The following is a 22310-nucleotide window of genomic DNA, read 5'->3' as shown; positions in this document are numbered from 1 at the left end:
GCCCCGACTCGGAACACCAGCAAGCGCCCTGGCCGCACTGCTGCTCGCGGTCGGCTCCGCGGGCCTGGCGGCCCCGGCCCACGCAGCTCCCCCGGAGACGTCGTTGCAGCACATCGTGCCCGCCCCGGTCAGCGTCACACCGAGACCGGGGACGACCTACCACCTCACCCCCGACACCCACATCCACACGCACCCGGGCTCGCGCGCGGCCAAGCAGGTCGGCGAGTTCCTCGCGGGCGTGCTGCGCCCCTCCACCGGCTACCGGCTGCCGGTCGTGCCCGGCGCGTCCGGCAAGGGCATCAGCCTGCTGCTGGTCGGCGCCGACCCGCGCGTGGGCGACGAGGGCTACCAGCTGGACGTGACCCGCCGCGGCGTGGTGATCCGCGCGAAGACCGCCGCCGGCCTGTTCGCGGGCGTCCAGACCTTCCGCCAGCTCCTGCCCGCCAAGGCCGAGGCGGGGTCCAAGCAGCGCGGACCGTGGACCGCGCCGGGCGGCAGCGTCCTGGACTACCCGCGCTACGCCCACCGCGGCGCGATGCTGGACGTGGCGCGGCACTTCTTCTCGGTCGACGAGGTCAAGCGGTACATCGACCAGATCGCCCTCTACAAGGTGAACAAGCTGCACCTGCACCTGGCCGACGACCAGGGCTGGCGCCTGGAGATCAAGAGCTGGCCCCGGCTGACCACCCACGGCGGCAGCACCGAGGTCGGCGGCGGCCCCGGTGGCTTCTACACGCAGGAGCAGTACAAGGACCTGGTCGCGTACGCGGCGGCCCGGCACATCGAGGTGATCCCGGAGATCGACATGCCGGGCCACACCAACGCCGCGCTGGCCTCGTACGCGGAGCTGAACTGCGACGGCGTCGCGCCCCCGCTCTACACCGGCATCGAGGTCGGCTTCTCCTCGCTGTGCATCGACAAGGACATCACCTACGAGTTCGTGGACGACGTCCTGCGCGAGGTGGCCGCCCTGACGCCCGGCAAGTACATCCACATCGGCGGCGACGAGGCCCACGCGACCACGGACCCGGACTTCATCGCGTTCATGAACAAGGTCCTGCCGATGGTGACCAAGTACGGCAAGCAGGCCTCGGGCTGGCACGAGTTCGTCAAGGCCACCCCGCCCGCGTCGGCCGTCCCGCAGTTCTGGGGCACGAAGACGGTGGCCGCGGACATGGTCGAGGCGGCCAAGCGCGGCAACAAGATCGTGATGTCCCCGGCGACCAAGGCCTACCTCGACATGAAGTACGACGAGCACACGCCGTTGGGGCTGAAGTGGGCCGGGTACACCGACGTCGAGGACGCGTACGACTGGAACCCGGGCGCTTACATCCAGGACCTGCCCGCGGCGGCGGTGAAGGGCGTCGAGGCTCCACTGTGGACGGAGACGCTGACCAAGTCGGCGGACCTGGAGTACATGGCGTTCCCGAGGCTGCCCGCCATCGCCGAGCTGGGCTGGTCGCCGTGGAGCACGCACGACTGGGCGAACTTCAAGGTCCGCCTGGCCGCCCAGGCCGACCGCTGGCACGTGCTGGGGATCAACTTCTACCCGTCCCCGCAGGTGCCCTGGAAGAAGTAGCGCGCGAGGGGAGGCGGCCCACCCGCCGCCTCCCCCGGCCGGTCAGAAGAAGCCCTGCGCGTCGGGCGAGTAGCTGACCAGGAGGTTCTTCGTCTGCTGGTAGTGGTCCAGCATGACCCGGTGGTTCTCGCGGCCGATGCCCGACTGCTTGTACCCGCCGAACGCCGCGTGCGCGGGGTAGGAGTGGTAGTTGTTCACCCACACCCGGCCCGCCTGGATCTCGCGGCCCGCCCGGTAGGCGACGCCGCCGTCCCGCGACCACACGCCCGCGCCCAGGCCGTACGGGGTGTCGTTGGCCGTCTTCACCGCGTCGTCGAAGTCGTCGAACCGGGCCACCGACACCACCGGGCCGAAGATCTCCTCCTGGAAGACCCGCATCTTGTTGTCGCCCTCGAAGATCGTCGGCGTCACGTAGTAGCCGCCGGACAGCTCGCCGCCCAGGTCGGCCCGCTCGCCGCCGCACACCAGGCGGGCGCCCTCGGCCTTGCCGATCCCGATGTAGGACAACACCTTCTCCACCTGCTCGCGGCTGGCCTGCGCGCCGATCATGGTGTCGGTGTCGAGCGGGTGGCCCTGCTTGATCGCCTTGGTGCGCTCGGTCGCGTCGGCCAGGAACCGGTCGTAGATCGAGCTCTGCACCAGCGCCCGCGACGGGCACGTGCACACCTCGCCCTGGTTGAGGGCGAACATGGTGAAGCCCTCCAACGCCTTGTCGTAGAACGCGTCCCGGCGGTCGGCGACGTCGGCGAAGAAGATGTTCGGGCTCTTGCCGCCCAGCTCCAGGGTCACCGGGACCAGGTTCTCGCCCGCGTACTGCATGATCAGCCGGCCGGTGGAGGTCTCGCCGGTGAACGCGACCTTCGCGACGCGGCGCGACGACGCGAGCGGCTTGCCCGCTTCCAGGCCGAAGCCGTTGACGACGTTGACCACGCCCGGCGGCAGGAGGTCGGCGATCAGGCCCATGAGCACGTGGATCGACGCGGGGGTCTGCTCGGCCGGCTTGAGCACGACGGCGTTGCCCGCCGCGAGCGCGGGGGCGAGCTTCCAGGTGGCCATGAGCAGCGGGAAGTTCCACGGGATGATCTGGCCGACCACGCCCAGCGGCTCGGGGAAGTGGTAGGCCACCAGGTCCTCGCTGATCTGCGAGATCCCGCCCTCCTGGGCGCGGACGACACCCGCGAAGTAGCGGAAGTGGTCCACCGCGAGCGGCAGGTCCGCGGCCAGCGTCTCGCGGACCGGTTTGCCGTTCTCCCAGGTCTCGGCGACGGCCAGCGCTTCGAGGTGGTCCTCGATCCGGTCGGCGATCTCGTTGAGCACGTTCGCGCGTTCGGCGGCCGACGTGCGGCCCCACGCCCGCGCCGCGCCGTGGGCGGCGTCCAGCGCCCGGTCGACGTCCTCGGCGGTGCCGCGCGCGACCTCCGTGAACACCTCGCCGGTGACCGGGGTGGGGTTCTCGAAGTAGCCGCCCTTCGCGGGCGGCACGTACTCGCCGCCGATGAAGTGGTCGTACCGGTCGCGGTAGGTCACCACGCTGCCCGCCGTGCCGGGCGCCGCGTACTTGGTCATCTCCACTCGCCTCCCGCGTCGTCGTCGTCGATCAACGGGCGAAAGGTAGGCGGCGCAACGTTGCAGTCACGTTGCACCCGATCGGGCCAACGAACGGCTTGCCGCGCCGCGCCGCCGCGCGTCATCCTGGGTGGCCAGGAGGTTGCCCGATGCACCCAGACCCGCGCCGGCTGGCCGCGCTGCACGAGGCGGCGCTCACCGGGTCCGCGGCGCGCGGCGCGCGGCCGGTGATCGTGGAGTCCTGGCGGCGCTCGCTCGCGGCGCGGGTGGACCCGGACCGCCACGAGCCCCCGGTCGTGCTGGCGCCCGACGAGGTCGCCGACCTGCGCGGCGCGCACCCGTTGGCCCCGATGCTGCCGATGCTGCGCGAGACCCTGGTGGCCATCGCGGACGAGGCGCGGCACGTCATGATCATCACCGACGCCGACGGCCACATCCTGTGGTGCGAGGGCGCGCGGGACGTCCGCCGGCTGGCCGAGCGGTTCCGGCTCACCGAGGGTTCGCGGTGGAGCGAGGACGCCATCGGCACCAACGCGATGGGCACGGCGCTGGCGGTGGGCAGCCCGGTGACCGTGCACTCCGCCGAGCACCTGGTGCGCACCTACCACGGCTGGACGTGCGCGGCGAGCCCGGTGCGCGACCCGGACACCGGCCGCACGCTGGGCGTCGTGGACGTCAGCGGCCCGGTGACCAGCCTGCACCCGGCCACCGGCGCGCTGGTGTCCACGGCCGCGCGCCTGGTCGAGGCGCAGCTCCAGGTCGTCCTCGCGGCCCGCGACGAACGCGTCCGCGCGGCCGGGATGCGCCACCTCATCGCCCTGCGCGGCGAACCGGGCGCGCTGCTCAGCCCCACCGGCCGCGTCCTGGCCGCCGAACCGCAGGGCCTGCTCGGGTCCCGCGTCGACCTGACCGCCCCGGTCCGCCTGGCCGACGGCCGCGAGGCCCACCTGGAACCGCTGGACGAGGGCTACCTGCTGCGCGTTCCGCGGCGCACCACCCGCCGCCCGGTCCTGTCCCTGCGGTTCCTGGGCGGCCTGACCGGAACCCTGGACGGCCGGCCCCTGCCGCTGTCGCTGCGGCACGCCGAACTCCTGACCGCCCTGGCCCTGCACCCGCGCGGCCTGACCGCCGAACAGCTGGCCCTGCACCTCTACGGCGAACGCGGCAACCCCACCACCGTCCGCGCCGAGCTCCACCGCCTGCGCGCCCAGCTCGCGGACGTCCTGCGCACCAGGCCGTACCGCCTGTCGGCCACGCTGGAAGCCGACTTCCTGACCGTGCGCGCGGCCCTGCGCGGCGGCGACGTGGCGAAAGCGGTCCCGACGTACCGCGGCGACCTCCTGCCCCGCTCCGACGCGCCGGTGGTGCGCGACGAACGGGAAGACCTGTCGGCGGCGGTCCGCCGAGCGGTCCTGGCGCACGGCGACCCCGAGACCCTGTGGACCTTCGCCGCCACCGGCGACGACGTCGAGGTGCTGGAACGCCTGACCCGCGTCCTCCCGCCGACGGACCCGAGGCGCGAACTGGCCCTCACCCGGTTGCGCCGCGCCCTGACCTAACCTGGTCGGCATGGGGTACTTCGCGCCGGGGGACGTGGTGTTGCGCCGGGAGGTCCTGCACGGCAGGCCGTGGTCGGTGATGCCGACCCGGGTGGTGCGGGACGGGCCCGAGCTGCTCGCCGTGTTCATCGTGCCCGGCACCGTGTTCGGCTACCCCGACCACCACTACCGGCACCCCTGGCTCGCCAAGGGCAACACGCACTGGCGCGGCCACGGCAAGCTCCAGCTCCACCGGCCCGGGGACGCCTACTCCGTCGAGCTGTTCTGGACCGGCGACGAGCGCCGGTTCCAGGGCTGGTACCTCAACCTCCAGGACCCGTTCCGCCGCACCCCGCACGGCTTCGACACCCTCGACCACGCCCTGGACTACTGGCTCGACGCCGACGGCCGCTGGGAGGAGCGCGACCGCGACGAGTTCGAGGAGCAGGTCGCCGAGGGCAAGTACGACGCGGCGCAGGCCGACGCGATCCGCCGCACCGGCAAGGAGGTCGCCGCCATGCTCGACGCCGGCGCCACCTGGTGGGACCCGGCGTGGGCCGCGTGGACCCCCGACCCGGACTGGCCGGTCCCCGTGCTGCCCGACGGCTGGCGGGACCACCCGCTGCCGTGAGGATCCAGCCGCTGACCCCGGACGCCCTGGTCGCCGAACTGGTCGAGCGCGTGGACGCGTTCCCCAAGGACGCCTGGACCCGGGTGCTGGTCGACGGCGCGCCCCCGACGAACCCCGGCGCGCTGGCCGACGCCCTGGTGGACCCGCTCAAGGCCCGCTCCCGGCCGACCCTGCGGGTCTGCGCCGGGGACTTCCTGCGCCCCGCGTCGGTCCGCCTGGAGTTCGGCCGCACCGACCCCGAGTCGTTCCGCGCGAACTGGCTCGACGCCAACGGCCTGCTCCGCGAGGTCCTCGCCCCGCTGGACCCCGGCGGCACCGGCCGCGTCCTGCCCTCCCTCTGGGACGCCGACCGCGACCGCGCCAGCCGCGCCGACTACGTCACCCTCCCGCCCGGCGGCGTGCTCCTGCTCGACGGCACCCTCCTGCTGGACAAGTGGCTGCCCGCCGAACTGTCCGTGCACCTGTGGCTGTCCAAGGGCGCCCTCGACCGCCAGACCCCGCCGGAAGAACGCTGGACCCTGCCCGCCTACGAGGACTACGAACCCCGGGCGGACGTGACGGTCCGCTACGACCACCCCGCCCGCCCCGCACTCGTGGGTACAGTGGAACCCGGGTGACGGGGGAGGAGGCGTGATGACCAGGCTGCACCTGCTGCTGGCGGGCCTGTTCGCGCTCACCCTCCTGCACTCCCCGACCGAACTGGTCGCCGCCCTGGCCGCCGTCGCCGTGGTGGTGCTGCTGCTCACCGCCGCGCCCGACGTGCAGTCCACCCCCGCGTGGGTGCGGTCGCTGTCGTTGCGCGACAAGGCTTTGCGCACGGCCTTCGTGCGCCTGCGCGACCCCGACGCCGCCGGTCGCCCCCGTCCGCGAGCACCGGGACTCGGCTCCTGACAGCCGAAGTCCCCCTTCCCAGCTCGCACCCGACGGAGAGAAGTTGTTCCACGCCTTGGGCTCCGCCCTGGCGGGCTTCGCCACGCCCGCCCTCGCCATCGTCCTGTTCACCGCGGTCGTCCGACTGCTCGTGCACCCCCTCAGCCGCGCCGCCGTGCGCGGGGAGAAGGCCCGCGCCGCGCTCGCCCCGCAACTGCGGGACCTGCAAGCCGAGCACGGCAAGGACCCGGTCAAGCTCCAGGAGCAGACCCTCAAGCTCTACAAGGACAACGGCACGTCGCTGTTCGCGGGCTGCCTGCCCGCGCTGGTGCAAGTGCCGTTCTTCATGGTCATGTACCGGCTCGTCACCACGCCGAACCCGCTGCTGGACGGCACCTTGCTCGGCGCCCCGCTGGGCGCCCACTGGTTCGGCGTGTTCGACCACAACGCCGTGTTCCTCGGCCTGTTCGCCGCGCTGACGGCCATCGCGTTCGCCACTTCACGCTGGCAGGCGGCGGTGGCGGCCCGCGGCGGCGCGGCGCAACCGCCGTTCGCGAAGGTGCTGCGGCTGCTGCCGTTCGGGACGGTGCTCATCGCGGCCGTCCTGCCGCTCGCGGCCGGGGTCTACCTGCTCACCACGACCGCGTGGACCCTCGCCGAACGCGCCTTCCTGCACCGGACCGTCCGGGGACCGGTGGTTCAGGCGCAGCGGTGATACACCTCGCTGGCCAGGTCCGCGGCGTGCCGCATGGCCTGGGCGTGCAGCGCGGTCAGCGAGAGGACGTCGGCCTGCTCCTCCGGGTCGGCGTCCTCGCCGTCCAGGCGCTGCTCGGCCGTGGTGTAGACGACGCACTCCGCGGCCACGCTCAGCCGGCGGGCCAGGAACGCCACCGCGGTCATGAGGTTCTCCGCCTCCTGCGCGGTGATCGGCACGACCCGCGACGGCGCCTGGTCGGCCAACTCGTCCTCGGCGGCGCCCAGGTCGGGCGGTTCGGCGCACCACGCCAGACCGGTGTCCCACCGGCACGCCGCCTCGTGCAGTGACTCGATGAACGGCTTCCAGTCGATGTTCCGGTCCATGGCCTGTTCGCCTTCCTCCCCAGTCGCTCCTGACCGGGGAGTGCCCGCGTGCCCCGTCCGGCATGCGCGGTTTTCCCTTTCGGGTGGAAAGCCGGTCCGACGGTTACGCAAAGCTCAACCGGGGGTATACCCGCAGGTCAATATGCCACCGCTCGGGCGGCGTGCTGGGGTGCCGGCACCACGCCCGCGGTCGACGGGTACGAGATCCGGTCGGGCACGCCGTCGGACGTGTAGCGCTGGGCGGGGTTCGCGGCCAGCTTGTCCAGCCACACCGCGGACCCGAACGCCGCGTCCTCGCCGGTCGCGTCCTGGGACCGGATGCGCGGCGTGTTGAGCGGGTCGAAGTCGGCCGCGAACGGCGACGGGGCCGGGTTCGAGCCGACGAGCAGCACGCACGCGTAGTCGTACGACATGCCGTCCGCGCCGCCGCGCATGGCCAGCACCGGGTCGCGCGGGATCGCGCCGAACGGCAGCGCCAGGCTCTTGACCGGGTAGTCCGGCACGGCCCGCTGGATCTCGCGCTGCCCCTCGCTGATCGCCCGCTGCGCCTCCTCGGCCGACGCCGACGACAGGTTCGTGTGGTACTGGGTGTGGTTGCCGATCTCGAACCCGTGGTCGCGCAGCCACGGCAGCACGCCGGAGCCGTCGGCCGACCCGAACGGCGCGGCGTTGACGTACATGCTCGCCACCGGCCGGAACCCGGGGTGCTTGGCGGCCACGTCGAGCAGGATCGCCACGGCCGTGCCCGGCGCGGGCTGCCCGGAGGCGTCCAGCGCGAACTGGGTCGGGTCGCCGTCGTCGAACGTGAGCACCACCGGGTGCTTGCCCGCCGGGATGTCGATGCGGCCGGTCGCGTACTCCAGCGTGGTCACCGGCACGTAGTCCTCGGCGACCAGCCGCTCCAGCTCGGCCCGGAACGCCTCCGGGGTCCGGTCGTAGACCGACGACGGCTGCGCCACCAGCCGGTGGTACATCAGCACCGGCACCTGCCCGAGCTCGTTGGCCCCGACCGCGGCCGGGTCGGGCGGCGCGGAGGACGACGGGCCGGGCGCGGAGGACGCGGCCACCGGGGTGTTGGACGGCTGCTGCGCGGCCGGTTCGGCGCACGCCACCACGCCGGCGGCGAGGAGCGCGGCAACGGCCAGGGCGGGTTTGGACGGCGTCGCGGTGCGGTTCACGTTTCCGCAAGGTACGCCGGTCCACGGGGGTCGCTCGCCGGTTTGACACATTCGGATGACATCTGGTTTACCTGCCACCTGAGGCGGTATATCGCGCATTGGTAATGCGCCGCGCTGATCGGAGTGGTCGATGTCGAATTCCACGCGAAAAACGAGAAGGGTCCTCGTGCCGGTGGCCGCAGCCGTCGCGTTGCTGCTGGTCGCGGGCGTGATCACGACATTCGTGCAGGCCCGGCCGACCAGTCTCGCGGTCGCCGAATTGTCCGACGGCGGTGCCGTCACCCATTCGGGATGGGAGCGCGTGGCCATCACCGCGGACGATCCGGGTGAACTCGATCGGGTGGTTGTGGAGGTGGACGGCAAGGCCGTCGAGGGGCGGCGCGGCGAAAAGGCCGTGTCGTTGTCCGGGCTCCAACTGGCCGAGGGCCCGCACACGCTGACCGTGCGCGCGGCCAACTCGCTGCCGTGGCTGCCCGACGCCGTCATCGAGCGCCGGTTCACCCTGGACAACACGCCGCCGAAGGTGTCGGTGGACCAGGTGGACGCCAAGTCGCCGAAGGGGCCGGTGACCGTGCGGGGCGCGGTCGAGGGGGCCGACGAGGTGCAGGTGGGCGACCAGAAGGTGCCGGTGGAGGACGGGAAGTTCGAGGCGACGCTGCAGGCCGTGCCGGCGACGCTCGTCCTGGAGGCCAAGGACGCGGCGGGCAACTCCGGGCGGCACGAGATGGCGGTGAAGGTGCCCCACCCGGGCATGCGGGCGGTGCACATGAGCGCGGCGGCGTGGGCCACGGAGGAGTTGCGCGAGCCGGTGCTGGCGCTGGCCCGGGACAAGAAGATCGACGCCGTCCAGCTGGACATCAAGGACGAGAGCGGCGAGATCGGCTACACCTCGCAGGTGCCGCTGGCGCAGCAGATCGGCGCGAGCCGCGGGTACTACGACGCGAAGGCGGCCGTGGACCAGTTGCACGGCATGGGGTTGCGGGTGGTCGGCCGGCTGGTCGCGTTCCGGGACCCGGTGCTGGGCAAGGCGTCCTGGGAGGCCGGCGCGCACGACCGCCTGGCCCGCAACAAGGGCGGTGGGCCGTGGACGCGGCACTACGGCGAGTACGCCTTCACCAACTTCGCCAACCCCGAGGTGCGCGAGTACAACATCGCGGTCGCCAAGGAGGCGGCGTCCCTGGGGTTCGACGACATCCTGTACGACTACGTGCGGCGGCCCGACGGCCCGTTGTCGCAGATGGAGTTCGCGGGCCTGACCGTGACGCCGGAACAGTCCATCGTGGACTTCCTGCGCGACTCGCGGGCGGCGGTCCGGCCGCACGGCGCGTACCTGGGCGCGTCGGTGTTCGGCATCGCCGCGCACAGCGGCACGGACATCGCCCAGGACATCCCCGCGCTGTCCGCGCACGTGGACTACGTGGCGCCGATGGTCTACCCGTCGCACTGGGGGCCGGGCGAGTACGGCGTGGACAACCCCGAGGGCAAGCCGTACGACATCGTGAAGGCGTCGATCGCGAACTTCGTGGAGTTGACCAAGGACACCGGGGCGACGGTCATCCCGTGGTTGCAGGCGTTCTCGCTCAAGCACCACTACGGGCCGGGCGAGGTGCAGGCGCAGGTGACCGCGTCCGCCGACGCCGGGGTGAAGTCGTTCCTGCTGTGGAACCCGGCGTGCCGCTACGACTCGGCGGGGTTGTGACCATGGCCGGCGAGGAGTTCGCACCGGGTTCGTTCAACCGCGAGTGGTGCGGCTACCAGCGGCGCGAGGTCGACGCGGCGATCCGGCAGCTGGTCGAACGGCTGGAGCAGCTCACGACCGACCGCGACGCGGCCCTGGCGACCGCGGACGACGTGGGGCGCGAGCTGGAGGCGGCGCGGGCGGAGCTGGCGGAGTACCGGATGCTGCACGCCGGCTACTCGAAGGAGAACACGGTGTCGGGGACCATCCGGTACCTGATGCACGTGGCCCGGCAGAAGGCGGAGAAGGAGGAGCAGGCCGCGCACGAGCGGGCGGAGGCGCTGGTCGCGCAGGCGCGCGAGATGGCCGACCGGCAGGCCGTGCTGCTGGACGAGACCGAGCAGGAGACCCAGCGGCGGCTGGCCGAGGCGGACCGGCGGGCCCGGGAGATCGTGGAGGGGGCGGCGGCCGAGGCGCGGGCGATCGCGGCGGAACTGGTGGAACGGCGCAAGCTGCTCGACCGGTGGTGCGCGGAACTGGACATCCCGGTGCCGCGCGACGACGAGACCGGGGACGCGCCCGCGGTGGACCTGGCCGTGCCGGCGGCGGGCACCGCGCCACCCGTGCCGGCGGCGGGCACCGCGCCACCCGTGCCGGCGGCCGGCCCGGCCGCTCCGGCGGCGAGCCCCGCTCCGGCGGCGAGTCCCGCGGCGCCGGCGGCTTCCGCGGCGGACGGGTCGTGACCGGTCGGCTGGCGGTGGCGCACTACCTGGCCGGGCTCTCCCTGGCCGCCGCCACCGTGCTGGCGCTGGACACCCGCACCGTCCCGATGCGCGTCACCGCCCACGGCCGCCCGCCCGTCGTCGCCACGCCCACCCACGCCGACCCGCGGCCCGTCCGCGGCGTCGGGGCCGACCTGCCGCCCGGCGCGCCCTTCCCCGCCCACGGCACCGGCCGGTGGCGCGTCGTCCCCGGCACGGCCAAGCCGACCGGGCCGGGACCCGCCTTCGCCTACTCCGTCGAGGTCGAGGAGGGCGTCACCCTGCCCGAGGGCGACCAGCCCTTCGCCGCCCAGGTGCACCACACGCTCGTCCACCCGCGCGGCTGGAAGCGAAGGGGTTTCGAGTTCCGCCGGGTGGACGCCGCGCCGACCCTGCGCGTCCGGCTCGCCGCCCAGGACACCGCGCGCGAGCTGTGCGGCTTCGACCTGCCCTACGACACGTCCTGCCGCATCGGCGACACGGTCTACCTGAGCGCGCCCCGCTGGATCCGCGGCGCGCACACCTACGACAGCCTCACGGCCTACCGCGCCTACGTGGTCAACCACGAGGTCGGGCACTTCCTCGGGTACGGCCACGAGCCGTGCCCCGAGGACGGCGCCCGCGCGCCGGTCATGATGCAGCAGACGCTGAGCACCTCGAACGACGAGCTGGCCGCGCTCAGCGGCGAGGCCCCGGCGGACGGCAAGACCTGCACGCCCGACCCGTGGCCGCGCTAGGCCGCGACCTTCTCCGCCCGCAGCGGCGCGCCGGCCTCGTGCAGGAACTTCAGCACGTACCCGTACGAGGTGAACAGGCCGCACTCGGCGTAGGAGATCGACCGCTGCCGGCAGAAGTCCCGGACCAGCGCCTGCGCCCGCCGCAGGTGCGGGCGCGGCATGTTCGGGAACAGGTGGTGCTCGATCTGGTAGTTCAGGCCGCCCAGCAGGAAGTCGGTGAACCGGCCGCCGGTGACGTTGCGCGAGGTCAGGACCTGCTTGCGCAGGAAGTCGAGCTGGTGCCCGGCCGACAGCACCGGCATGCCCTTGTGGTTGGGCGCGAACGAGCACCCCATGTAGACGCCGAACAGCCCCTGGTGCACGGCGATGAACACCAACGCCTTCACCGGCGACATGGACGAGAAGACCAGGGTCAGGTACCCGATCGCGTGGACCACGAGCAGCGCCGCCTCGACCCGCCATGCCCGCACCTCGCGCCGCGCCACCGGGGCCGCCCCGATGACGTGCAGGCTGAAGCCTTCGAGCAGCAGCAGCGGGAAGAACAGCCACGCCTGGTGCTTGACCACGAACCGGAAGAACCCGCGCTTGCGCTCGGCCTGCTCGGCGCTGAACGCGAGCACCGCGATGTCGACGTCCGGGTCCTCGTCCTCGTGGTTGGGGTTGGCGTGGTGGCGGTTGTGCTTGCCCATCCACCAGCCGTAGCCGACGCCGATCAGCAGGTTGCCCAGGACCAGCCCGGTGGCCGCGTTGGTGCGGTTGGTGGTGAAGACCTGCTTGTGGCCGGCGTCGTGGCCGAGGAACGCGATCTGGGTGAACACGACCGCCAGGGCGACGGCCGGGACGAGCTGCCACCACGAGTCCCCGATCAGGACGACGGCGGCGCAGGTGGCGGCGAGGGCGGTCACGGCCGCCACCAGGCACACCACGTAGTAGCCGGTCCGGCGGTCGAGCAGACCCGCCTGCTTGACCAGCCTGGACAGTTCGGCGAAATCGCTGCCGCGCCGAGGCGACACATCGGTGCTCACGGCGCGCAGCCTAAGGGGCGCTGGGTGACGCCCTCAGGCCAGCCTGAGTTGCAACTGGGCGAACAACCGGAGCAGCGGGTCGTCCAGCTCGAACCCGCCGACCTCGGCCGCCCGCCGCACCCGGTACCGCAGGGTGTTGGGGTGGACGTGCAGGCGGGCGGCGGCGGTCCGCACGTCGCCGAACGCGTCCAGGTAGGCCAGCAGCGACCGCGCGAGGTCCGGGTCCAGCCGGTCCAGCCGCGGGTCCCGGATGCGCGGGTGCTCGGCCAGCAACGCCAGCACCTCGCTGACCAGCACCCGGGAGCGCACGTCGGCCAGCGTGGCCACGTCGGCGTCCAGGTCGCGGGCCATGGCGTCGAGCACCCGGTCCGCCTCGACCCGGGCCACCACCACGTCGTCCATGGTCGAGACGGTCGAGCCGATCGCCCCCTGCACCCGCAGCCCCATGTGCTTGCGCGCCGCCGCCACGATCTCCTTGGTCAACGCCGGCAACGGCGCTCCGGGCGGCAGGTCGGGCAGCAGCACGTAGGTCCGCCCCGACGACTGGCTGACCAGCGCGCTGCGCCGGTAGGCGGCGGCGTGCACCGAGATCAGGCTGGTCATCTCCGCCCGGCGCAACTCGTGCTGGATCCGGTCGGCGTGCTCCTGCCCGCGCAACGCGAACACCACGACCGCGGCCGGCTTGGCCGGGTCGGCCCCGATCTGCTCGGCCACGGACACGGCGTCCATCCGCCCGTCGAGCAGCGACGCGAGCAGGTTCTCCCGGAACGCGGCGGCGGGCTCCCGTTGTTGCACCAGGTGCAACGCGGTGACCCGGGCCGCCCCCAGCAAAGCCCGCTCGGACTGCTCGGTGAGCGGGGTCGCGCCTTCCTGCACCCAGATCGTCCCCAACGGCTGCGCCCCGGCGTGGATGCCCACGGCGATCCGCCGCCGAATGCCCAACTCGGGCCGCTCGTCGATCCGGACGACCTCCTCCCCGGACCGGAGCCGCTGGTAGACGCCCCACTCGCGGAGCATCTTCAGGTACGGCTCGGGCCCCTGCCGCCCCAGGATGGACAGCCGCCGCAACTCGTCCACCTCGTCCGACGAGCGCGAGTAGGCCAGCACCCGGCTGGCGGTGTCCTCGATGCTGACGATCCCGCCGGTGAGCGCGGCGATGGTCTGCGCGAGCGCGAACAGGTCCCCCAGGACCTCGGTCGTCCCGGCGTCGGCGGTGAGCCGAGCGGTGGACACCACCCCGCGCGCGAGCGCTTCGAGGTGCTCCCACCGGACCTCGGGCCGAACCGCCAGCAGGGCGACCCCGACGTCGGCGGCGGCCTGCCGCAACACGGGCGACGGCGTGTCCACCTTCACCGCCACCGCGGTCGCCCCGCCCGCCCCGGCGGCCCGGACCAGCGGCAACGCGGCCCGCCCGCGGGCCCCGATCACCAGGGCGAGGTCCCCGGGCCGCACGTCGGGCTGGTCGTCGGGGTCGAGGATGACCACGTCGTGCACCTCGACCTCAAGCCCGTGCGGCGCGACCTGGATCTCGACCAGCGGGTCGCCCAACGCGATCAGCACCTGCCGCAGGCTCATCGCGGCCACCCCGGGGTGATCAACCGGACCCCTCCTTCGGGCGGCAGCCACTCGGCCCACTCTTTGTCCGTTCGGACAACCGAGAGGCGCCAAGCCTAGACGTGCGGACAACAGGGCGCACGGTCCACCGACCTACCGTGAACGGACACCCAACCATGTGGCGAAGGAGCTGCTTGTGGATGCCGTGACCAGGGTCCCCGTGCCGGCGAACGAGCCCGTCCTCAGCTACGCCCCCGGCACCCCGGAGCGCGCGCAGCTGCAGGCGAAGCTGGCCGAGCTGGCCAAAGAGCCCCTCGAACTGACCCTGACCGTCGGTGGCGAGCAGCGCGTCGGCGGGGGTGAGAAGTTCGACGTCGTCCAGCCGCACAACCACCGGGCCGTCCTGGGCACCCTGCACGGGGCCACCCAGCAGGACACCCGGGACGCGATCGCCGCCGCCAAGGCCGCCGCGCCCGCGTGGCGCGCGCTGTCGTTCGACGACCGGGCCGCGATCCTGCTCAAGGCCGCCGACCTCCTGGCCGGCCCGTGGCGGCAGACGCTCAACGCGGCCACCATGCTCGGGCAGTCCAAGACCGCGATCCAGGCCGAGATCGACTCCGCGTGCGAGCTGATCGACTTCTGGCGCTTCAACGTCGCCTTCGGCAAGCAGCTCGTCGCCGAGCAGCCGCAGTCCTCCCCCGGCGTGTGGAACCGCACCGACCACCGCCCGCTGGAGGGTTTCGTCTACGCGATCACGCCGTTCAACTTCACGGCCATCGCGGGCAACCTGCCCACCGCGCCCGCCCTCATGGGCAACGTCGTGCTGTGGAAGCCGTCGCCCACGCAGAGCTTCGCCGCGCACCTCACCATGCGCCTGCTCGAAGAGGCCGGCCTGCCGCCGGGCGTGATCAACCTGCTCCCGGGCGACGGCCTGGCCGTGTCCGAGGTCGCCCTGGCCGACCCGGACCTCGCGGGCATCCACTTCACCGGGTCCACCAAGACCTTCCAGCACCTGTGGGGCCAGGTCGGCGCGAACATCGCGGGCTACCGCTCCTACCCGCGCATCGTCGGCGAGACCGGCGGCAAGGACTTCGTGCTCGCGCACCCGTCCGCCGACGTCGACGTGCTGCGCACCGCGCTGGTCCGCGGCGCGTTCGAGTACCAGGGCCAGAAGTGCTCCGCCGCCTCCCGCGCCTACGTGCCGCGGTCGGTGTGGAACCGCATGAAGGACGACTTCCTGGCCGAGGTCGAGTCCCTGACGATGGGCGACGTCACCGACTTCTCGAACTTCCTGGGCGCGGTCATCGACCGCCGCTCGTTCGACAAGCTCTCGGGCGTCCTGGACGCCGCGAGGTCCGACTCCTCGCTGGAGGTCGCCGCCGGCGGCACCGCCGACGACACCGACGGCTTCTTCGTGCGCCCGACCGTGCTGTTGGGCAGCGACCCCGACCACGAGGTGTTCACCACCGAGTACTTCGGGCCGGTCCTCGCCGTGCACGTGTTCGACGACGCCGACTACGACACCGTCCTCAAGCAGATGGAGAGCGCCGCGCCGTACGGCCTCACCGGCGCGGTCATCGCGCAGGACCGGGCGGCCATCGCCCACGCGCAGGAGTACCTGCGGTTCGCGGCGGGCAACTTCTACGTCAACGACAAGCCCACCGGCGCGGTCGTCGGGCAGCAGCCGTTCGGCGGCGGCCGGGCGTCGGGCACCAACGACAAGGCGGGCTCGGTGCACAACCTCCTGCGCTGGGTCAGCCCGCGCTCCATCAAGGAGACGTTCGTGCCGCCGACGTCCTACCGCTACCCGCACCAGGGGTGACCATGCTGCGCTCGACCCTGCTGGCCGCCTCGCGGTCCGGCGCCATCCGCAAGCTCGTGGAGAGCACCCCGCTGACCAAGCCCGTGGTCAAGCGGTTCATCGCCGGCGACGACGTCGACGGGGCCGTCGCCACCACCGGCGAGGTGCTGGCCGACGGCCGGCTCGTCACGCTGGACCACCTCGGCGAGGACACCCGCGACGCGGCCCAGGCCACCGCCACCGTGGACGCGTACCTGGAGCTGCTCGGCCGGCTGCGCGACGCCGGGTACGCCGACCGCGCCGAGGTGTCGGTGAAGCTGTCCGCGGTGGGCCAGTTCCTGCCGCTGGACGGCGAGAAGGTCGCCCTGGAGAACGCGCGGAGGATCTGTTCCGCCGCCGAGGCCGCCGGCACCACCGTCACCCTCGACATGGAGGACCACACCACCACGGACTCGACGCTGAGCATCCTGTGGGAGCTGCGGGTGGACTTCCCGTGGGTGGGCGCGGTGCTCCAGGCCTACCTCAAGCGCACCGAGCAGGACTGCCGGGACCTGGCGCACGCCGGGTCGCGCGTCCGGCTGTGCAAGGGCGCCTACCAGGAGCCCGCTTCCGTGGCGTACCAGGACAAGTCCGAAGTGGACCTGTCCTACGTGCGGTGCCTGAAGGTCCTGATGAAGGGCGAGGGCTACCCGATGGTCGCCTCGCACGACCCGCGCCTGATCGCCATCGCGGCGGACCTGGCGGCGGGCCGGGGCAAGGACTCCTACGAGTTCCAGATGCTGTACGGCATCCGGCCCGAGGAGCAGAAGCGGCTGGCCGCCGAGGGCAACCGGATGCGCGTGTACGTGCCGTACGGCGACGAGTGGTACGGCTACTTCATGCGGCGGCTGGCCGAGCGCCCGGCGAACGTGGCGTTCTTCCTGCGTTCGCTGGCCACGAAGGGCTAGGGGGAACTGGGGAGGTCGCGGGTGCGCGCGGGGTGCGCCCGGACCACCTCCTGCACCGCGTGCTCCGCGCGGGCCAGCCGTTCCGGCTCGGCCCGCGCGGACCGCAGCAGCTCGACCGCCCGGTGCGCCGCCGCCAGGGCGTGGTCGAGGTCCGCGCCGACCTCGGCGCACCGCCGCGCGTACAGCGAAAGCGTCTCGGCGTAACGGATCCCGTCGTGGCAGCCGGTCATCTGCCACAGCAGCAGCGCCATCCGCGCCGCGACGCGGGCGACCTCGTTGGTGACCGCGCTGTCGGCCAGCAGGTGCCAGGCCCGCGCCAGCCGGTCCGCGGCCCGGGGCACCCGCCGCCACACCGCCACGGCGTCCTCGAACGCCTGCGCCGCCTCGGACCGGCGGTCCAGCCGGCGGAACAGCACGCCGAGGTCGCCCAGCGCGGACGCCAGCACGGGTTCGAAGTCGCGCGGGTTCACCTCCGCGAGCCGGCGCAGCACGCCGATCGACTCCCGCACCACCGCCGCCGCCTCCGTGGGCCTGCCGAACGCCGCCAGCAGCGCCGCTACGGACCGCAGGGTGCGGGCGAACTCGGCTTCGTAGCGCGGGTCGTCGCCCGCGACCGCACGCCACTGGAGCACCGCGCGCCGCGTCGCGTGCCCCGCCTCCGCACGCCGCCCGATGTCGAACAGCCGGGCCGCCAGGTGGTGCGCGGTCTTCGCCGCGTCGAGCCGGAACGACGCGGGGCGCTGCCGGGCCAGCTCGTCGAACAGCCCCGCGGACTCCGTGACGGCGGTCGCCGCGTCCTCCTTGCGCCCCACGGCGGCGTAGCGCAGGCCCAGCCGGTCCAGCGCGGCGGCGAGCTGCGCCGCGCCGTCCCGGTCGTCGGCCGTGACGAGCCGGCACCAGGCGACCGCTTCCTCCGCCACGAACAGGGCCTCCTCGGCCCGCTTGGCCGCGACCAGGCGCAGGCTCAGGTCGCCCAACGCGTCCGCGAGCGCGGGGCGGTGCTCGACCGGGTCGTGGTCGACCAGTCGCCGGCGCAGCGAAACCTCCGCCCGGGACGCCCGCACGGCCTCCTCGCGCAGCGCGGCCAGTGCGGCGCGGGCGCTGAGGAGACCGTTCAGCTCGGCGCGTTCCCGGAGGTCTTCGGCGGCGCGCAGGAGTGCGTGGGTGAGCAGGGCGGGCAGGACGTCACCGTGGCAGCGGGGGTCGTCGAACACCTGGCGCGCGATGACTTCCGGATGGTCCTTGAGGACGCGCAACGGTCCGATGCCCGCCTTGGCGACCAGTCCCGGGTCGGCGGTGAACAGCTCCACGGCCCGGTCGCGGACGTGCGGCCAGCGCTCGGCGGCGCGCAGGAGGGTGTCCAGGGCGTCCGGCGCGGGCGCGATGCGGTCGTCCAGGAGGGTCACGGCGAGGGCGTCCTCGGCGAGGCGGCCGGTGGTCGGCGGGTCCGGGTCGAGGCCGACCACGCGGCGGACGTGCTCGACGGCGTTGTCCGAGCGGTCGCCGTGGACGGCGGCGAGCGCGGCGAGGTGGACGTCGTGGAACGTGTCGCACCGCGGCGGCGCGACGTCCGGCCGGGGCAGGCCGAGGGCGTCGGCGAAGCGTTCGCGGGCGAGCGCGAACGACCGGTCGTGCTCCTCGGGGCACGGGCCGAGTTCGAGCTCCTCGGTCGCGTAGTGCAGGTCGGCGGCGCGTTGCCGGGTGGCCGACCACCACCAGCCCGCGGCGCGCGCGACCAGCAGCACGCGGGTCGGCCCGTCGCGCAGGACGGCGAGGACGTCGTGCCACGGCACCAGGTCCGCGTCGTCCACGACGACCAGGTCGTCCCCGGCGAACCGCCGGGCCAGCCGCGTCTTGCCCACCCCGGACCGGCCGTGCAGGAGCAGCACCGACCGCAGCACGGCCGCGTCCCGCCAGCGCGCCAGCCCGGCGAGCTCGGCGGTCCGGCCGTGGAAGGGCACCACCTCGTGCCGTGGGTCCAGCAGCGCGCCAGGCGATCCGATCACGGACCGACATCCTGCACCCAGGCCCTCGACCACGATCGGGTCGCCTCCGCTCGGGCCGGGATTGTCGGTGGTCGTTGGCACAATCCGAGGCATGTTCATCGCACTGGTGCCGCACGGGGAGAACGCCGGTCGCCTCCGGCCGCTCTCCGCCACCGGCGTGCCCACCGGTCCGGTGATCGAGACCGCCGACCTCGCGGCCACCGTCGCGCAGTGGGAGCGGCGGGGGCCGCGCTGGCTGTGGTCGTCCACGGCGGAGGTCTACCCGGAGCTGCTCGCCCGGGGCGTGCGGGTGGAGCGGTGCCTCGACCTGTGGCACGTCGAGTCGTTGCTGCTCGCCCACCAGGGCAGGCACCGGGAGCCGCGCGGCCTGGGGGCGGCCGTCGCGCGCCTGCGGGGCCTCCCGGTGCCCGAGGACCACGGGCCGCGCAAGCGCGAGTCCCAGCCCACGCTGTTCGAGCCCGAGCGGGAGCCGCTGCCCGGTGATGAGGACCCGCTGGAGGCCGTGGTCGCGGTGCACGCGGAGCAGCGGCGCGCGCTGGCCGGGCTGCCCCACGCCGAGGGCCTGCGGCTGCTCGTCGCCGCGGAGTCCGCGAGCGCCCTGGCGGCGGCCGAGATGACGCACCACGGGCTGCCGTGGCGGGAGGACGTGCACGACGAGCTGTTGACCGAGTTGCTGGGGCCGCGCCCGGTCAACGGCGTCCGGCCGGCGAAGCTCGCCGAGCTGGCCGACCGGATCACGGCGGCGTTCGGGGGCCGCGCGGTCAACCCGGACGCGCCGGCGAGCATCGTGCGGGCGTTCGGGCGGGAGGGCGTCGACGTGCCGTCCGCGCGGGCGTGGGTGCTGAAGAAGGTGGACCACCCGGCGGTCGCGCCGCTGCTGGAGTACAAGGAGCTGGCGCGGCTGTGGGTGGCGCACGGGTGGTCCTGGTTGGACCAGTGGGTGTCGGGTGGCCGGTTCCGGGCCGATTACGTGGTGGGCGGGGTGGTGTCCGGCCGGTGGGCCACCCGGGGCGGCGCGGCGCTGCAGATCCCGCGCACGCTGCGCCGGGCCGTGGTGGCCGACCCGGGGTGGGCGCTGGTGGCGGCGGACGCGTCCCAGCTGGAGCCGCGGGTGCTGGCGGCGCTGTCCGGCGACCGGCGGCTGGCGGAGGTGTCCGCCGACGACGACCTCTACACGACGCTGGCGGCCGACGCGTTCGACGGCGACCGGGGGCGGGCGAAGGTCGCCATGCTGTCGGCGATGTACGGGGGCACCGCCGGGGAGGCCGGCGCGCTGCTGGCCGTGCTCAGACGCCGGTTCCCCGAGGCGGTGGGGTACGTGGAGGCGGCGGCGGTGGCCGGTGAGCAGGGCCGGATGGTCCGGTCGCGGCTGGGGCGCACCAGCCCGCCGCCGTCGGCGGCGTGGCACGAGCTGACCGGCAGCGCCGACGAGGGCGAGGAGGCCGTCCGGCAGGGTCGGCGGGCGGCGCGCGACTGGGGCCGGTTCACCCGCAACTTCGTGGTGCAGGCGAGCGCGGCCGACTGGACGGCCGCGCTGCTGGGCGCGCTGCGCAGGCGGTTGCACCAGACGGCGCCGGGCGCGCACCTCGTGTTCTTCCAGCACGACGAGGTCCTGGTCCACACACCGGCCGAGTCGGCGGAGGTGGTGTGCGCGGAGATCGCGGCGGCGGGCGAGGAAGCGTCCCGGCTGGTGTTCGGCCGGACACCGGTCCGCTTCCCCATCAACGCCGTCGCGGTGGAGTGCTACGCCGACGCCAAGTAGCCCATTGCGCCGTTCAGTCGATTGAGTCTCGGCCGTGAGAGCGCTCTCATGAACGCACAACCGAATTCGTTGCCGTGCAGAACGAGTGACAAGGAGGTCACCCGCGCATGGGACCCAGTCGAAGGCGACGCGTGCTCGCCACCGCCGCCGCCCTGCTCGCCGCCGTTCCCGCCGCGGTCTTCGCCACGATCTCGGCGGACGCCTCGGTGCCGCCCACGCCCCCGGGCTGGACGCTCCAGTGGAGCGACGACTTCACCGGCGCCGCGAACACCCTGCCCTCCGGCGCCAACTGGATCTTCGACCTCGGCCACGGCTACCCCGGCGGCCCCGGCAACTGGGGCACCGGCGAGATCCAGAACTACACCAACTCCACGTCCAACATCCGTTTGGACGGCAACGGCAACCTGCGCATCACCGCGTTGCGCGACGGCGCGGGCAACTGGACGTCCGCCCGCGTCGAGACCCAGCGCTCGAACTTCCGCCCACCGGCCGGCGGCAAGCTGGCGATCGAGGGCCGCATCCAGATGCCCAACGTCACCGGCAGCGCGGCGCTCGGCTACTGGCCCGCGTTCTGGGCGCTGGGGTCGCCCTACCGGGGCAACTACTGGAACTGGCCCGCCATCGGCGAGTTCGACATCATGGAGAACGTCAACGGCATCAACTCCGTGTGGGGCGTGCTGCACTGCGGCGTGAACCCCGGCGGGCCGTGCAACGAGACCAACGGCCTGGGCGCCAGCCGGGCGTGCCCCGGTTCGACGTGCCAGTCGGCGTTCCACACCTACCGGTTCGAGTGGGACGAGAGCGTCAGCCCGAAGCAGTTCCGCTGGTACGTGGACGGGCAGCAGTTCCACAGCGTCAACCAGAACCAGTTCGACGCGACGACGTGGAACAACATGACCGGCCACGCGGGCTACTTCATCCTGCTCAACCTGGCGATGGGCGGCGCGTTCCCCAACGGCGTGGCCGGCCACGCGACCCCGACCGCCGCCACCGTTCCCGGCCACTCGATGGTCGTGGACTACGTGGCCGTGTGGACCGCCGGCGGCGGCACACCTCCCACGACGACCACCACCACCAACCCGCCCGGCGGCAACGGCTGGGACGCCTACGCCGAGATCCAGGCCGAACAGGCGACCTCCCGTTCCGGCGGCACCGTCGAAGCGTGCTCGGAAGGCGGCCAGGACGTGGGGCAACTGAAGAACGGCGACCGCCTGCGCTTCTCCGGTGTCCGCTTCGGCTCGGGCACGGCCCGCCAGTTCGTGGCCAGGGCGGCGTCGGGCGCGGCGGGCGGCGTGAGCGGCTTGGTGGAGGTCCGCCTGGACAGCCCGACGGCGGCCCCTATCGGCAGTTTCGCCATCGCCAACACCGGCGGGTGGCAGAGCTGGCGCACCATCCCGGCCAACATCGCCGGCGTGACCGGCACGCACGACGTCTACATCACCTTCACCAGCGGCCAACCGGCGGCCTACGTCAGCGTGAACTGGCTGAAGTTCACCACCTGACCCTCCCCCCGGTGGCGGGCCGCACACCTCCTCCGCGTGGCTGCCGGCCGGCATGGAGGTCGTGCTGACCGGGGACGGCGCGGTGGACGAGTCGG

19 protein-coding genes are annotated in these 22310 nt (G+C 73.4%); 13 read left to right on the top strand and 6 right to left on the bottom strand.

All coding sequences use genetic code 11. The features are described from left to right. Positions 1 to 28 precede the first annotated feature (28 nt). Complete coding sequence (locus AB0A74_RS35985; protein ID WP_358256716.1) at positions 29 to 1579, top strand: beta-N-acetylhexosaminidase; 1551 nt, start codon at positions 29 to 31, stop codon at positions 1577 to 1579. Between the two features lie 42 nt (positions 1580 to 1621). Here AB0A74_RS35985 and AB0A74_RS35980 read toward each other — a convergent pair whose 3' ends face one another. Continuing rightward, positions 1622 to 3145, bottom strand: coding sequence for an aldehyde dehydrogenase family protein (locus tag AB0A74_RS35980; protein ID WP_358256700.1), 1524 nt, complete (start codon positions 3143 to 3145; stop codon positions 1622 to 1624). 149 nt (positions 3146 to 3294) lie between these two features. Here AB0A74_RS35980 and AB0A74_RS35975 point away from each other — a divergent pair, with 149 nt between their 5' ends. Genes AB0A74_RS35975 through yidC form a run of 5 tightly spaced genes read left to right on the top strand, consistent with a single transcriptional unit; the run spans position 3295 to position 6899 of the window. Continuing rightward, positions 3295 to 4704 (top strand): GAF domain-containing protein, encoded by a 1410-nt coding sequence (locus AB0A74_RS35975; protein ID WP_358256698.1) that lies wholly within the window; start codon positions 3295 to 3297, stop codon positions 4702 to 4704. 10 nt (positions 4705 to 4714) lie between these two features. Beyond that, entirely contained in the window at positions 4715 to 5314 is a 600-nt protein-coding gene (locus AB0A74_RS35970; RefSeq protein WP_358256696.1) for a DUF402 domain-containing protein, read from the top strand. Further along, a complete protein-coding gene (locus tag AB0A74_RS35965; RefSeq protein ID WP_358256694.1) occupies positions 5311 to 5931 on the top strand; it encodes a uridine kinase in 621 nt (206 codons plus the stop codon). Before AB0A74_RS35970 ends, AB0A74_RS35965 begins: the two co-directional genes overlap by 4 nt. 16 nt (positions 5932 to 5947) lie before the next feature. Continuing rightward, complete coding sequence (locus AB0A74_RS35960) at positions 5948 to 6205, top strand: DUF6412 domain-containing protein (RefSeq protein WP_343937620.1); 258 nt, start codon at positions 5948 to 5950, stop codon at positions 6203 to 6205. Positions 6206 to 6248: 43 nt separating this feature from the next. Continuing rightward, the gene (yidC, locus tag AB0A74_RS35955; RefSeq protein ID WP_358256692.1) at positions 6249 to 6899 is read left to right on the top strand and encodes a membrane protein insertase YidC; all 651 of its coding nucleotides are present in this window, start codon (positions 6249 to 6251) and stop codon (positions 6897 to 6899) included. Here the strand turns inward: yidC and AB0A74_RS35950 are convergent. Together AB0A74_RS35950 and AB0A74_RS35945 are read right to left on the bottom strand one after the other, a co-directional pair. Beyond that, complete coding sequence (locus tag AB0A74_RS35950) at positions 6884 to 7264, bottom strand: hypothetical protein (RefSeq protein WP_343937624.1); 381 nt, start codon at positions 7262 to 7264, stop codon at positions 6884 to 6886. The genes yidC and AB0A74_RS35950 overlap by 16 nt on opposite strands. 137 nt (positions 7265 to 7401) lie before the next feature. Continuing rightward, positions 7402 to 8238: a polysaccharide deacetylase family protein gene (locus AB0A74_RS35945; protein WP_358256714.1), complete on the bottom strand. Its 837-nt coding sequence runs from the start codon at positions 8236 to 8238 to the stop codon at positions 7402 to 7404. A 370-nt stretch (positions 8239 to 8608) separates the two neighbouring features. Between AB0A74_RS35945 and AB0A74_RS35940 the strand changes: the two genes are divergently transcribed. Genes AB0A74_RS35940 through AB0A74_RS35930 form a run of 3 tightly spaced genes read left to right on the top strand, consistent with a single transcriptional unit; the run spans position 8609 to position 11618 of the window. Next, a complete protein-coding gene (locus AB0A74_RS35940; RefSeq protein WP_358256690.1) occupies positions 8609 to 10141 on the top strand; it encodes a putative glycoside hydrolase in 1533 nt (510 codons plus the stop codon). Next, positions 10114 to 10863 (top strand): hypothetical protein, encoded by a 750-nt coding sequence (locus AB0A74_RS35935; RefSeq protein WP_358256688.1) that lies wholly within the window; start codon positions 10114 to 10116, stop codon positions 10861 to 10863. Before AB0A74_RS35940 ends, AB0A74_RS35935 begins: the two co-directional genes overlap by 28 nt. Beyond that, on the top strand, positions 10860 to 11618 hold the full coding sequence (locus AB0A74_RS35930; RefSeq protein WP_358256686.1) for a DUF3152 domain-containing protein: 759 nt from the start codon (positions 10860 to 10862) through the stop codon (positions 11616 to 11618). The genes AB0A74_RS35935 and AB0A74_RS35930 overlap by 4 nt, the downstream gene beginning before the upstream one ends. Here the strand turns inward: AB0A74_RS35930 and AB0A74_RS35925 are convergent. Next, the gene (locus AB0A74_RS35925; RefSeq protein WP_358256684.1) at positions 11615 to 12643 is read right to left on the bottom strand and encodes an acyl-CoA desaturase; all 1029 of its coding nucleotides are present in this window, start codon (positions 12641 to 12643) and stop codon (positions 11615 to 11617) included. The two genes, AB0A74_RS35930 and AB0A74_RS35925, sit on opposite strands and share 4 nt — an antisense overlap. A gap of 33 nt (positions 12644 to 12676) precedes the next feature. Then, the gene (locus tag AB0A74_RS35920) at positions 12677 to 14218 is read right to left on the bottom strand and encodes a helix-turn-helix domain-containing protein (RefSeq protein ID WP_358256682.1); all 1542 of its coding nucleotides are present in this window, start codon (positions 14216 to 14218) and stop codon (positions 12677 to 12679) included. 175 nt (positions 14219 to 14393) lie between these two features. Here AB0A74_RS35920 and pruA point away from each other — a divergent pair, with 175 nt between their 5' ends. Then, positions 14394 to 16019, top strand: coding sequence for an L-glutamate gamma-semialdehyde dehydrogenase (gene pruA, locus AB0A74_RS35915; RefSeq protein WP_358256680.1), 1626 nt, complete (start codon positions 14394 to 14396; stop codon positions 16017 to 16019). A 2-nt stretch (positions 16020 to 16021) separates the two neighbouring features. Continuing rightward, a complete protein-coding gene (locus AB0A74_RS35910; RefSeq protein WP_358256678.1) occupies positions 16022 to 16945 on the top strand; it encodes a proline dehydrogenase family protein in 924 nt (307 codons plus the stop codon). Here AB0A74_RS35910 and AB0A74_RS35905 read toward each other — a convergent pair. Further along, positions 16942 to 18951: a tetratricopeptide repeat protein gene (locus tag AB0A74_RS35905; protein WP_358256676.1), complete on the bottom strand. Its 2010-nt coding sequence runs from the start codon at positions 18949 to 18951 to the stop codon at positions 16942 to 16944. The genes AB0A74_RS35910 and AB0A74_RS35905 overlap by 4 nt on opposite strands. Before the next feature lie 91 nt (positions 18952 to 19042). On the opposite strand from AB0A74_RS35905, the gene AB0A74_RS35900 reads away from it, so the two are divergent. Further along, the gene (locus tag AB0A74_RS35900) at positions 19043 to 20713 is read left to right on the top strand and encodes a bifunctional 3'-5' exonuclease/DNA polymerase (RefSeq protein WP_358256674.1); all 1671 of its coding nucleotides are present in this window, start codon (positions 19043 to 19045) and stop codon (positions 20711 to 20713) included. Positions 20714 to 20820: 107 nt separating this feature from the next. Next, entirely contained in the window at positions 20821 to 22215 is a 1395-nt protein-coding gene (locus tag AB0A74_RS35895; RefSeq protein ID WP_358256672.1) for a carbohydrate-binding protein, read from the top strand. The last annotated feature ends 95 nt before the right edge of the window (positions 22216 to 22310 follow it).

Source organism: Saccharothrix sp. NPDC042600, assembly GCF_040647305.1.
GTDB lineage: Bacteria > Actinomycetota > Actinomycetes > Mycobacteriales > Pseudonocardiaceae > Actinosynnema > Actinosynnema mutabilis.
Note: the sequence above shows the minus strand (reverse complement) of the source record. Positions and strands in the feature narration are given on the sequence as shown.